The sequence below is a fragment of the Sphingomonas sp. PAMC 26621 genome (assembly GCF_000251145.1).
Taxonomy (GTDB): domain Bacteria; phylum Pseudomonadota; class Alphaproteobacteria; order Sphingomonadales; family Sphingomonadaceae; genus Sphingomonas.
On sequence record NZ_AIDW01000012.1, the window covers coordinates 170,216 to 182,398 of the forward strand.

Annotated in this window: 10 protein-coding genes; 5 read left to right on the forward strand and 5 right to left on the reverse strand. The window is 65.3% G+C overall.

Annotated features, from left to right (window positions below):
- Positions 1–78: 78 nt before the first annotated feature.
- Both RI03_RS05985 and RI03_RS05990 read left to right on the forward strand, forming a co-directional pair.
- Positions 79–1,722, forward strand: coding sequence for an MFS transporter (locus RI03_RS05985; protein WP_051007234.1), 1,644 nt, complete (start codon positions 79–81; stop codon positions 1,720–1,722).
- A 33-nt stretch (positions 1,723–1,755) separates the two neighbouring features.
- Positions 1,756–2,796, forward strand: coding sequence for an alanine racemase (locus tag RI03_RS05990; RefSeq protein ID WP_010215915.1), 1,041 nt, complete (start codon positions 1,756–1,758; stop codon positions 2,794–2,796).
- 43 nt (positions 2,797–2,839) lie between these two features.
- Here the strand turns inward: RI03_RS05990 and RI03_RS05995 are convergent, their stop codons facing one another.
- The 3 genes from RI03_RS05995 to RI03_RS06005 form a co-directional block, all read right to left on the reverse strand.
- Positions 2,840–6,079, reverse strand: coding sequence for a TonB-dependent receptor domain-containing protein (locus tag RI03_RS05995; RefSeq protein ID WP_010215918.1), 3,240 nt, complete (start codon positions 6,077–6,079; stop codon positions 2,840–2,842).
- A 153-nt stretch (positions 6,080–6,232) separates the two neighbouring features.
- Positions 6,233–7,405: an acetyl-CoA C-acetyltransferase gene (locus RI03_RS06000; protein ID WP_010215920.1), complete on the reverse strand. Its 1,173-nt coding sequence runs from the start codon at positions 7,403–7,405 to the stop codon at positions 6,233–6,235.
- Positions 7,406–7,464: 59 nt separating this feature from the next.
- Entirely contained in the window at positions 7,465–8,565 is a 1,101-nt protein-coding gene (locus tag RI03_RS06005) for an alpha/beta fold hydrolase (protein WP_010215921.1), read from the reverse strand.
- Positions 8,566–8,584: 19 nt separating this feature from the next.
- Here RI03_RS06005 and phaR point away from each other — a divergent pair, with 19 nt between their 5' ends.
- From phaR to RI03_RS06015, 3 genes are all read left to right on the forward strand, one after another.
- A complete protein-coding gene (gene phaR / locus RI03_RS06010) occupies positions 8,585–9,154 on the forward strand; it encodes a polyhydroxyalkanoate synthesis repressor PhaR (protein ID WP_010215922.1) in 570 nt (189 codons plus the stop codon).
- An 11-nt stretch (positions 9,155–9,165) separates the two neighbouring features.
- Entirely contained in the window at positions 9,166–9,339 is a 174-nt protein-coding gene (locus RI03_RS24015) for a hypothetical protein (RefSeq protein ID WP_170318346.1), read from the forward strand.
- A 184-nt stretch (positions 9,340–9,523) separates the two neighbouring features.
- A complete protein-coding gene (locus tag RI03_RS06015) occupies positions 9,524–10,162 on the forward strand; it encodes an FxDxF family PEP-CTERM protein (RefSeq protein WP_010215923.1) in 639 nt (212 codons plus the stop codon).
- A gap of 94 nt (positions 10,163–10,256) precedes the next feature.
- Here the strand turns inward: RI03_RS06015 and RI03_RS06020 are convergent, their stop codons facing one another.
- On the reverse strand, positions 10,257–11,783 hold the full coding sequence (locus RI03_RS06020) for a CpaF family protein (RefSeq protein ID WP_026046492.1): 1,527 nt from the start codon (positions 11,781–11,783) through the stop codon (positions 10,257–10,259).
- A gap of 84 nt (positions 11,784–11,867) precedes the next feature.
- Positions 11,868–12,119, reverse strand: coding sequence for an ATP synthase F1 subunit epsilon (locus RI03_RS06025; RefSeq protein ID WP_010215924.1), 252 nt, complete (start codon positions 12,117–12,119; stop codon positions 11,868–11,870).
- Positions 12,120–12,183: the final 64 nt, after the last annotated feature.

Here is a 12,183-nt window from a genome sequence, read left to right on the forward strand (position 1 = left end):
CGGCCAGCGCTTGCCGCCGCGCCGAAACCGCTTATCCTCTCGCGAAAGCCGGGAACGGTATGGGACAAGGGGTGAATGATGGCGACAATTCTGGCGGGCGATGTTGGACCCGGGAATCCTCCCGAGGCCGTGCCCCAGCCGAGCCGCCGCGACATTCAGCTGATCATCACCGCCTCGTCGCTTGGCACGATCTTCGAATGGTACGACTTTTTCATCTACGGGACGCTCGCCGCGTCCGGGATCATCGGCCGGACCTTCTTTCCCGCGCAAAGCGAGCTGCTCCAGACGCTCTACGCATGGGCGGGGTTTGCGGTCGGCTTCGGGTTCCGGCCGCTCGGCGCGATCCTGTTCGGGTTCCTGGGCGATCGGCTGGGTCGCAAATATACCTTCCTCGTGACGATCGCGATGATGGGGCTGGCGACCGCGGCGGTCGGGATGGTGCCCTCGGCGGCGTCGATCGGGCTTGCCGCGCCGTTCATCGTGATCGGGCTGCGGATCCTGCAAGGCCTTGCATTGGGGGGTGAATATGGCGGCGCGGCGATCTATGTCGCCGAGCACTCGCCGCCCGGGAAGAGCGGCTATTACACCAGCTTCATCCAGGCGAGCGTGGCGGGCGGGTTCATCCTGAGCCTCGCCGTCGTGCTGATCACCAAGGGGGCGCTGGGGGTCGCGGCATGGACCGCATGGGGCTGGCGCGTGCCGTTCATCTTCTCGCTGCTGCTGCTCGCGGTGTCGCTTTTCATGCGCCTTAAGCTGTCCGAAAGCCCGGTGTTCCAGCAGATGAAGGCCGCGGGGGAGACCGCGCACAACCCGTTCATCGAAAGCTTCACCTATCCCGGCAATCTCAAGCGGCTGTTCGTCGCGCTGTTCGGGATCGCGGCGGGGCTGACGGTGATCTGGTACACCGCGATGTTCACCGTGCTGTCGTTCCTCGAAGGCCCGATGCGCGTCAACGAAACCGCCGCGCAGTTGATCGTCGGCGTGGGCGCGCTCGGCGGGCTCGGGTTCTTCGTCTTCTTCGGGCGGCTGTCGGATCGCTATGGCCGCAAGAACCCGATCATCATCGGCTATGCGCTGACGGTGCTGCTGCTGTTCCCGATCTTCTGGGTGATGGGGAGCGCGGCCAATCCCGCGCTGGCGGACGCGGCGCGGCATGCGCCGGTGGTCGTCTCGGGGCCGGCCTGCGCCTATAATCCGTTCGCCGCCAGACAGGCGGATGCGTGCGGGCAATTGCTCGACACGCTGTCGCGCAAGGGCGTGCCGTACCGCAAGGCGCAGACCCCGGTCACGCTGGTGATCATCGGCGGCAGCCCGGTCGAGGACGTGAGCAGCGCGGGGCTCGATGCAGCGCTGACCAAGGCGGGGTATAATCTCGACCGGGTCGTGCCCGCGCCGGGAAGCATCGCGCTGATCCTCGTGGCGATCCTTGCGTTGAGCGCGCTGTCGGGAATCACCTACGGTCCGGTCGCGGCGCTGCTCGCGGAAATGTTCCCGCCACGGATCCGCTACAGTTCGATGTCGATTCCCTATCACGTCGGGACCGGCTATTTCGGCGGGTTCCTGCCGTTCATCAGCCAGTTCATCGTCGCGCGGAGCGGCAATCCCTATGCGGGATTGTGGTATACCTTTGGTGTGGTGGCGCTCGCGCTGGTGGTGACGGTGCTGTGGCTCGAGGACATCCGCCCGCCGGTGCGCAAGGGCGTGCGGGCGAAGGCGGGCTAGCCGAATGCGGCGCGGGGCGTTACCCGCGCTTGCATGACCGCGCCGCTTCGCCTCTCGCTCGATACGTCCGCCCTCGTCGCCAACTGGCGCGCGCTCGATGCGCTGAGCGGCACGGCGGCGTGTGGCGCTGCGGTCAAGGCGGATGGTTACGGCCTCGGTGCGCGCGGCGTGGTCGAGCGGCTCGCGGCGGCGGGTTGCCGCGATTTCTTTGTTGCAAGCTGGGGCGAGGCGGCGGCGCTGGCGGATCTGGTCACGGATCTCCACGTCGATCTGTCAGTGCTGCACGGGGTTCGTGCGGAAGACATGCCGGCGGCGGTGCAAGGCTTCGCGCGCCCGGTGCTCAACACGCTCGAGCAGATCCGGCGCTGGCGCGACGCGGGGGGCGGGCGGTGCGACGTGATGGTCGATACGGGGATGAACCGGCTCGGCGTGTCGTCCGAACAGGTCGCGGACGGCCTGCTCGACGGGCTCGCGATCGATACGCTGATGAGCCACCTCGCCTGTGCGGATGAAGACGCGGCGGCGAATGCGCGCCAGCGCGACCGGCTCGAGCATCTGCGCGGCCGCACCAGTGCGCGTCGGCTGAGCCTCGCCAATTCCGCCGGGATCGCTTTGGGGAGCGGCTATGCGTTCGACCTGACCCGACCCGGGCTTGCGCTGTACGGCGGCGTGCCGCGCGGCGAACTGGCGAGCGTCGTCCGCCAGGTTGCAACCCCGCAGGCGCAGATCCTGCAACGCCGCACCCTCGGGGCGGGGGAGTCGATCGGCTACAACGCGCTGTACACCGCGCAGGAACCGATCGAGGTGGCGATCCTCAATATCGGATATGCCGATGGCTATTGGCGCGGGTTCACCAATTCAGGCTGCGCGCGGGTCGGGGCGGCGATGCTTCCCGTGCTCGGACGGGTGTCGATGGACCTGACCGCAATCGCGGTCGACGCGCTGCCGTCGCTGGGCGAAGGCGACTGGGTCTCGCTCGACTTTGCACTGCCGGAGGCGGCGGCGGTATCGGGGATGTCGCAATACGAACTGCTGACCGGGCTCGGCAGCCGGTTCGAGCGGATCTGGGCATAAAAAAAGGGCTCCCCGAAGGGAGCCCAGGAACGGTTCGAACGGATCAGAACTTGAACGAGGCGCCCGCGTAGATGAAGCGGCCGGTCACGTCATACTGGTTGCCGGCCTCGTTGCCGATCAGGCCATACGGCCCGAGCTGGTCGAACAGGTTATCGACCCCGACGTAGAAGCTGTACTTCGTGCGCGGGGTGATATCGAGCCGCAGATCGGAATAGGAGATCAGCGGATAGCGGACGACCGACAGCGAGTCCGGGTTCGTCGGCGGGCGACCCTGGACCGAGTTCTGCGTCTCGTACGCAGCGATCGTGGTCTTGTCATAGCCGCGGAAACGATAGCCGAAGTTGAAGATCTTGTTCGACACGTTGAACGACAGCGTCCCCTGCCATTCCGGATCGCCCAGGTTGCCGAGCTGCTGGAGGATGAAGTTCGGATCGTTGATGTCGGTGTAATTGTCCTTCATCAACGCCTTGGACACGATCGCGCGGACCGCGAAATTGGCCGACGACGACAGCTTGCCGCGATAGGCGGCGTCGATGTCGATACCCGCGTTGGTGTTCTTGGCGTAGTTGAACGGCCCTGCCACGAACGACGACCCGGTCGGCGTCAGCGAGACGGTGGTGCCGTTGTTGGTGACGTCGCTCTGGCCGCGGAACGTGCCGTTCGGGTTGCGGAAGATCGACGCGCAGAACGGATTGTTGATCCCGCCCGGGCTGTCGTAGCACTGGTTGACGATCGTCTGCGGCGTCAGCGTGTTGATCGCCTGCTTGATCTTGATGTAGTAATAATCGACGCTGAGCGTGAACCCCGGCACGGCCCGCGGCATGAACACCGCGCCGACGGTCAGGCTGTCGCTGATTTCAGCCGTCAACGAACTGTTGCTGCCGCTGAACCCCGAAATGCCCGAAGCCGGACGGTTCGAGAAAGGCTCGGTCACGCCGTTGAAGGTCTGCGTGGTCGGAACCCCGGCAGCAGCGCAATTCTTCACGCGGTTCGGGTTGTTGTTGATATTCTGCTGCCCGCACGGATCGACCAGGCCGTTGAGGAAGGTCTGCGTCAGCGGCGAGTACAGGTCCTGCTGGGTTGGTGCGCGGATGGCGCGGGCGTAGCCGGCGCGGATCCGGAGATCGCGGATCGGTGCGTAGGTACCGTTGAAATTGTACGCCACGACCGTGCCGGTGTTGCCGATGTTGTAGTTCGAGACACGAACCGCGCCATCGACCGTCAGTTCATAAGCGAACGGCAGTTCCTTGAGCAACGGGATGCTGACTTCGGCGAAGCCTTCCTTGACGATCTGGTTGGGCGGACGGAAATCCGGGATCGTGTTCAGGAACGTGCAGCCAGCCGCCGGGCATGCGATACCAGAGGTTCCCGCGGTGAACGCATCATAGGCGGCGAACGCGGTTTCCTTGCGATACTCGCCACCGAGCACGAAGGCGATCGGGCCGCCGGGCAGCGAGAAGAGCTGCGACAGGTCACCCGCGACATAGCCCGAGACGTCATACAGGTTGGCGCGCTGGACCCGGCTCGAGGTGTAGCCGAAGTAATCGATCGCTGCGCGGCTGGGCTGGCCTTCGCCGAACAGGTTGACCGGAACGCATGCCGCATCGTCGTTGGTGGTGATGTTGTCGGCGTTGATGCCGCAGACGATCTGGCCGGCTCCGTTGCGAACCGCGTTGATCGAGTTGGTGTACTTCTGGCGGTTCAGATTGCCCGCGGTTTTGTAGAAGGTGTAAAGATTGCCGTAGTTGAACGAGACGTCATACTTCCAGTCGTCGTTGAACGTTCCGCGTACACCGACGATCGCCCGGGTCTGCTCGCGCAGGTGGTTTTCGCCGCGGCCACCGAAATCGGTGTTGAAGCGCTGGGCGGTGAAGGTCGTTGCGCCGGGGGCAAGGTTCGCCACCAGCGTCGCGCGCGCCTGCGGCGTCAGATACGGGTTGTTGATGCTGAACGAGTTGTTGAAGAAGGTCGGCTGGCCTTCCTGGTTCGAATTCGCACGGAAATACTGCGCTTCGAAATAGGGATCGAACGCGTCGGCGACCTTGAAGTGACCCGCGATATAGGCCGACTTGCGGACCAGGCCCGGGGTGATGAAGCCGTTCTCGAGCAGCGTCGATCCGCGGCCGCCCTGGCAGTTGCTCGAACCGTAGGGCCGAAAGTCGGTGACGCAGTTGTTCGGCGTCAGGCTGCCGTCTGGGTTGAACAGATAGGTCGTGCCGAACTGTGCCAGCGCGTTGGCCGAGGCAGGGTTGGGCAGGCCCGAGCAGGAGGCTGCACGCCGCGCGTTGAACGCGGCCACGGATTCACCGGTTGCCGCCGCGTTGGGGCAGGTCGCGGTGAACAGGCCGCCGCTCGAAATATTGTTGTTCTTGATCCCGCGGATGAACACGCTGTCGGGGATGCCGTCGCCAGTGGAAGGCTCGGCCCCGCGCAGCGCACCGGCCGACGGGTTCAGGTTCGCACCCGTGTTCTGTACGCTCTGGAACTGGTTACGACCGCTGAAGGCGCCGGTCGTCTCGTCACGATCGGCGTTGGTCAGCGTGCCGGCGTTGGCATATTCGAGCGAGACCGTCAGGTTGGCGCGGCCATCGGCGAAATTGTGCCCGGCGGTGATCGCGGCCGAATATTGCGGGCGATCGCCCCGCGACGAAATGCCCGACTGGCCGCGGACCTTTACGCCCTCGAAGTCATGCTGGAGCACGAAGTTGGCGACACCGGCGACCGCGTCCGACCCGTAGATCGCAGAGTTGCCGCCGGTGACGATGTCGATCCGCTCGAGCAGATCGTTGGGGACGACGTTGACGTCGGGGCGGTTGATGCCCGGGGTCGCGGTGACGATGCGGCGGCCATCGAGCAGGACGAGCGTGCGTGCCGTACCGAGGCCGCGCAGATCGAGCGCGCTGATGCCGGCGCGGCCGATCGCGTTCTGCGAGTTGGACTGGGAGATGGTGGAGCGGAGCTGCGGCAGCTGGTTGACCAGATCGCCGATCGCGACGCCACCGCGGTTGAGCAGTTCGGCCGCGGTCACCGACGTGATGGGCACCGACGAATCGAGGTTCGGGCGGTTGAGACGCGTTCCCGTGACGACGATTTCGGGGGACGCGTCGTCCTGCGCAGTCGTCGTTTCGTCGGCGGTCGCGCCGACGTTGGGGGATCCGACACCGGTAACCCCGTCCGCACCGGTTTGTGGGGTTGTCTGTGCAAACGCAGCGGGGGCGATGCTCATTCCAAACGCAAGGCCGGTGGCCAGTGCAGTGACACTCACCCAGTTATTCAGCTTCATTCGGTACTCCACGCGATACAATCCTGCGTACATGCAGGCGACAGCGACAGAAGAAACCGAAACGGAACCATCTCGCAAGACGGTTCCGTTCCCTGAACACCTGATTAACAAGAATTGCTTAGCTACGTGACAATCTTGTCACATATGGGATCGCTACCGCTCGATGCAGATCGCGATCCCCATCCCGCCGCCGATGCACAGCGTTGCCAGGCCCTTGCGCGCGTCGCGTTTCGCCATCTCGTAGAGCAGCGTCGTCAGCACGCGCGCGCCCGACGCACCGATCGGATGCCCGATCGCGATCGCGCCGCCATTGACGTTGACGCGCTCGGCATCCCAACCGAGTTCCTTGCCGACCGAGAGTGCCTGCGCGGCGAACGCCTCGTTCGCCTCGATCAAGTCGAGGTCCGCCATCGTCCAGCCCGCCTTTTCCAGCGCACGCCGTGTTGCCGGGACCGGGCCGATCCCCATGATGGACGGATCGACTCCGGCCGACGCCCAACTCGCGATCCGCCCGAGGATCGGCGAGCCGCGGCGTTCGGCCTCGGCGCGGCTCATCAACACCAGCGCCGCTGCACCGTCGTTGAGGCCGGAGGCGTTGGCAGCGGTGACGGTGCCGTCCTTCTTGAACGCCGGGCGCAACCCGGAGACGCTCTCGAGCGTCGCGCCGGCGCGGATATATTCATCGTCGGACACGATCGTGTCGCCCTTGCGCCCCTTGATCGTGACCGGCGCGATCTCGTCGCGGAACCGCCCGCTCGACCGCGCCGCTTCGGCCAGGTTCTGCGACCGAACCGCAAAGTCGTCCTGCGCACCGCGCGTAATCTGATATTGCTCGGCAAGGTTTTCGGCGGTGATCCCCATGTGATAGCCGTTGAACACGTCGGTCAGCCCGTCCTTCACCATCGTATCGATGAGGCTGAGGTCCCCCATTTTCTGGCCGCCGCGCAGCGTCTGCGCGTGCGCGCTCATCGACATGGATTCCTGCCCGCCCGCGACCATGATCGTCGCATCGCCGCAGGCGATCGATTGCGCCGCCAGCGCTACCGCGCGCAGCCCCGAGCCGCACACCTGGTTGACGCCCCAGGCCGGGATCTCCTTGGGGATTCCCGCCGCCATTGCAGCCTGACGAGCGGGATTCTGGCCTTGCGCGGCGGTCAGCACCTGTCCGAGGATCACCTCGGACACGTCCTCGCCCGCGACGCCTGCCTGCGCCAGCGCAGCCTCGATCGCGACGCGACCGAGCTCGTGCGCGGGTGTGGCCGCGAAGGCACCGAGGAAGCTCCCGACCGGGGTGCGCTTGGCGGCGGTGATGACGATGTCCTGCATGGCAAGCTCCTGAGGGAAACGGGGGTCACGACGAGATCGCGACGGTCGAAACAGGGTCTTTATCTAAGGTCGGGAAGCGCGTTTAGCCAGTCCGACAATGGCTCCCACAGTTGCGCGCGGGCACCGCTGCCGACGACCATCCCGACATGCCCCGCGCCCAGATCGCGTCGGTCGGGGAGATCGGCCGCGGTCGCCGCGGGCACGATCCGGTCGTTGCGCGAGACGAAATCGATCGTCGGGCAGGCGATCGTTGCGGGATCGACGGGGGCCCCGCCGACGGACCAGTGCCCGGTGCCTGGGGTGTCTTGCCCGATGAAATCCTCGAACAGCTCGCGGCCAGCGTTATAGGGCAGGGGGGCACCGGCGTTGGCCCAGTCCTCCATCGCGACGAACTGGCGGAAGGCGAGTGTGCCGGGTGGGACCGTAGCAAAGGCCTCGTATTTGGCGATCGTCCGCGCCGGGTCGAGCCGCCAGAACCCGCTTTGCAGGACTTCCATCGGGACCAGCCCCATGGTCGCGCACGCCGGACCCACCGCCTCCCACAGGCGCGCGATATCGCTGCGCGCGGTCGACCCCAGTCCTGCGAACCGCCATGGCGCGGCGATCAGCGCCAGCCCCGCGACGTTGGTCCGCGCCGCGGCGGCCAGCGCCATCGTGCCGCCGAGGCAATAGCCGGCGAGCACGGGGGGCTCGGGAAATTTCGCGATCAGCGGCAGCAGCACCCGCTCGACCAATGCGGCGATGTCGGGACCGTCGCGGTCGGGCGTGGGTGTCCCCCAGTCGAGCAGAAACGGACGATGCCCCTGCGCCGCGAGCCAGCGCAGCAACGACCGCTCTGGCATGAGATCGAGGATCTGCGGCGGGTTGATCAGCGAGGGCACGAACAGGACGACGCGACCGTTCGACCCGCGCGATGCGTAATCCCGGACGCGCGCGTTGGCCTTGCGATAGCGCACGGGTGCGCGCCTGGGTGGCTCGCCGCGGGGTGCCTGCTGGTAGGCGCGCAGGCCTGCCAGCGCCACGGCGCGGCGATCGGGCGATGCTGCGGTTTGTTCGTGCAGCATATTGAGGAACAGCGGGAGGGGACGTGGGCCGCGGAGTTGGTCGGAACCGCCGTGTTGCAGCGCCGCAAGAAATGGTGGTAGGGTTGTCAAGACCATATGCGGGGAGCGCTTCTCGATGAAGAAGACCATTCCGGGCGACGGCCCGGTGACGATCAAGAAATATGCAAACCGCCGCCTCTATAACACCGAGACGTCGTCTTACATCACGCTCGAGCATCTCGCTGCAATGACGCGCGAGGGGCGCGACTTCAAAGTGATCGACGCCAAGTCCGAGGAGGATATCACGCACAATATCCTCACCCAGATCATCATGGAAGAGGAGCAGCGCGGCCAGACCATGCTGCCGGTGCCGTTCCTGCGGCAGCTTATCGCGATGTACGGGGATTCGATGCAGGCGATGGTGCCGGGCTATCTCGAGGCGTCGATGGACAGCTTCCGCCGCAACCAGCAGCAGTTCAAGACCGCGGTCGAGGGCGCATTCGCCAACTCGCCGTTCGCAGAGCTTGCCAAGCAGAATATGGCGATGTTCGAGGCGGCCACGACCGCTTTCAAGACTGGCGGAGCGCCGGTCACCCCCGGAACCGCCGCGCCTGCGGCGGGAAGCGTTTCAAAGGATGAGGAAATTGCCGCGCTCAAGGCCGAACTCGGGCGATTGAACGAGAAAGTCGAGAAGCTCGGAAGCTGAGTGCGGCGGCGATGGGATGGGTTGGCGCTGCGGTTGCGTTCGGCGTGGCGGTCCTCGCCGAATTCGCCGATCGCCGTACGGTGCGCCGCACCAATCTTGACCGGGTCGGATGGCTGGATTGGCGCACCGTCCAGATGGGGGCGGTGATCGCGGCGGTTGTGTGCGTCATTGCTGCGCAGCGATAGGGCATTGGTCGGAAGGGCCGTCCGCTCGTCGTGCCTGAGGGACTTCAATCCGCGAGTCGGAGCGTCATCCTTCCGATGTATCAACCTGAAACACGTTCGAAACTAAGCACTTGCGAGCCGTACATGATTTGTTAAGGTTTCCGCCAGCTTCGCGACGTAAGCGGGCAGCTTTAAAGGATCCATCATGTCAAAACTCACTCGACTCCTGGTCAGCGCCGCAGCGGTCGCTGGTTTCGCCGCGCCGGCTTATGCCGCGCCGATCATGGGCTCGTTCAGCCTCCTGTCGTTTGGCGGGACGTTCATCGGCGGCACGGCGCTGACCGCAACCGGCCTCGATTTCGGCGATGCCTTTACCAATTCCGGCAATGGGTATGGCACCGCGGGCACCGCGATCATCGGCAACCAGACGGGCGACTTCATCGGGCTTGGTCCGGTTGTGTTTATCTCGGACATCGCGCTCGGGGCGTTCGCCAATCCGTTCTCGGGTCCGTTCCTGACCTTCGCCGGTAGCGACCTAACGCTCGATTTCGCGAACGCCAGCTTCACGCGGTCGGCGCTTGGGACGAGCATCAACATCACCGGGACCGGCGTTTTCTCCAACGGCGTGGCGGCGGATGCAGCCGCGGGCACGTTCGCCCTCGCCGTGTCGTCGCAGAGCGGCAAGGCCAGCAGCACCACCTTCACCTATTCGGCAAACGCCAGCACGGTCAGCGCAGTGCCGGAAACGGCAACCTGGGCGATGATGCTCGCAGGCTTCGGCGCGGTCGGCTTCGCGATGCGTCGCCGCCAGAAGGTCACGACGCGCGTTTCCTACGCTGCGTAAGCGATACCGATCACGGTAATGCGGAAAGCCGCCGGTCCCCTCGGGTCGGCGGCTTTTTCACGCCCATCGTCGGTCGAACCGGACCTGCGTCGGCTTACAGGCACGCCTCGAGATACGCCTGGTCGAACCCGAACGTCCGCGCCTTCTCGAGCGTGTAGGGGCGCAGTCCCATCGAGCGATATTCGCCGATGATCTTGCCGTCGGCGCTCTCGTCGAGATATTCGAACTTGAACAGTTCCTGCGTGACGATCACCGGGCCTTCCATCCCGATCACCTCGGTCACGTTGGTCACGCGGCGCGAACCGTCGCGAAGACGCTTCACCTGGATGATCATCTCGACCGAATCTGCGATCTGGCGCGAGATCGCTTCCTTCGGCACCTTGATGTCCGACATCATCACCATGTTCTCCATACGCGCGAGCGCCTCGCGCGGGGAGTTGGCGTGGAGCGTACACATCGAACCGTCGTGACCGGTGTTCATCGCAGCGAGCATGTCGAAACACTCGCTGCCGCGGATTTCGCCGAGGATGATGCGATCCGGGCGCATACGCAGCGCGTTCTTGACGAGATCGCGGATGCTGATCTCGCCCTGGCCCTCGAGGTTGGCGGGGCGGGTTTCGAGCGGGAGCCAGTGTGGCTGCTGGAGGCGAAGTTCCGCCGCGTCCTCGATCGTCAGCACGCGTTCGCCGGGGTCGATCATTTTGGACAAAGCGTTCAGCATCGTCGTCTTGCCCGAGCCGGTACCGCCCGAGATGACGACGTTGAAGCGGCATGCGCCCGCGATCTTGAGCGCGGTCGCCATCTTCGGCGACATCGAGCCGAACCCCGCCATCATGTCGAGCGTGATCGGCTTCGCGGAAAACTTACGAATCGAGATTGCGGTGCCGCGCAGGGACAGCGGGGGCACGATGACGTTGACGCGGCTACCGTCCTTGAGGCGGGCGTCGGCGAGCGGCGTGGTCTGGTCGACGCGGCGCCCGACCGAGTTGCAGATGCGTTGCGCGATCTGGAACAGATGTTCCTCGTCGCGGAACTGGATCTGCGCGAGCTCGAGCTTGCCCTTGCGCTCGACATAGGTCTGGTCGGGGCCGTTGACCATGATGTCGGTGATGTTCGGGTCGGCGAGCAATTCCTCGAGCGGGCCGAGGCCAAGCAACTCGTCGACCAACACCTTCTCGAGCGCGAACTGTTCGCGACGATTGAGCGTGAGTTTCAGCTCGGCGAGCACCTCGCCGATGATCGGGCGGAATTCCTCGGCGAGCTCATCCTTGTCGAGCGTCGCGGCGGCTTCAGGGTCGACGCGTTCGAGCAGGCGCGGGAGCACCTGTTCCTTGATCTTGTGGATCGAGCTTTCGAAACCCTCGACCTTGCTGCTGCCCGCATCGCCCGACGACGCCTGCCGGTCGGCAAGACGCTGCATCGCGTCCTGCTGGAGCGGCGGGATCGACCCGAACGCATCGATTTCGCCGGGCAGGGGGGGGATCGGCAGCGGCGGGAATTGCTCCCCGCCTGCTTCGTTGTCGGCGGGCCGGGCACCGCCTCCTTGCATCGGGCGGGCAACGCCGAACGCGGGGCGGGCACCCGCTCCGGCCATGCCGGGTCGCCGTCCAAATGCACTCATGCCGCTGTCTTTCCCATGATGCGATCAGGGTTAAGAGCGAACGGTTGATAATTGCCTAACTACGCACGTTAGGACGTCTTTCAATCAGGCGACGCGCTCCGCCAGCACGGTAAGGCCGCGCGCGCTGACATCGGCAAAACCGCCCTCGATCGTGATCGTCTCTGGCGTGCTGTCCGCAGTGCGATACACCGACAGCGCACCGTCGCGGATCGTCGACATGACCGGCGCATGGCCTTCGAGCACGCCGAAGTCGCCTTCGGTGCCGGGGACGACGACCATATGGACCGATTCCGAGCGGACCAGCTTTTCAGGCGTGACGAGTTCGAAGTGCAGCATGTTATGTCCTTCTCCCTCTCCCCGCTTGCGGGGAGAGGGTCGGGGAGAGGGGCAGTATCGGGAG

What these genes read in the sequence shown, in the direction of transcription:
- RI03_RS05985 (WP_051007234.1), top strand. Translation starts at nt 79, where the DNA reads ATGGCGACAATTCTGGCGGGCGATGTTGGACCCGGGAATCCTCCCGAG.
- RI03_RS05990 (WP_010215915.1), top strand. Translation starts at nt 1,756, where the DNA reads ATGACCGCGCCGCTTCGCCTCTCGCTCGATACGTCCGCCCTCGTCGCC.
- RI03_RS05995 (WP_010215918.1), bottom strand. Translation starts at nt 6,079, where the DNA reads ATGAAGCTGAATAACTGGGTGAGTGTCACTGCACTGGCCACCGGCCTT.
- RI03_RS06000 (WP_010215920.1), bottom strand. Translation starts at nt 7,405, where the DNA reads ATGCAGGACATCGTCATCACCGCCGCCAAGCGCACCCCGGTCGGGAGC.
- RI03_RS06005 (WP_010215921.1), bottom strand. Translation starts at nt 8,565, where the DNA reads ATGGTCTTGACAACCCTACCACCATTTCTTGCGGCGCTGCAACACGGC.
- phaR (WP_010215922.1), top strand. Translation starts at nt 8,585, where the DNA reads ATGAAGAAGACCATTCCGGGCGACGGCCCGGTGACGATCAAGAAATAT.
- RI03_RS24015 (WP_170318346.1), top strand. Translation starts at nt 9,166, where the DNA reads ATGGGATGGGTTGGCGCTGCGGTTGCGTTCGGCGTGGCGGTCCTCGCC.
- RI03_RS06015 (WP_010215923.1), top strand. Translation starts at nt 9,524, where the DNA reads ATGTCAAAACTCACTCGACTCCTGGTCAGCGCCGCAGCGGTCGCTGGT.
- RI03_RS06020 (WP_026046492.1), bottom strand. Translation starts at nt 11,783, where the DNA reads ATGAGTGCATTTGGACGGCGACCCGGCATGGCCGGAGCGGGTGCCCGC.
- RI03_RS06025 (WP_010215924.1), bottom strand. Translation starts at nt 12,119, where the DNA reads ATGCTGCACTTCGAACTCGTCACGCCTGAAAAGCTGGTCCGCTCGGAA.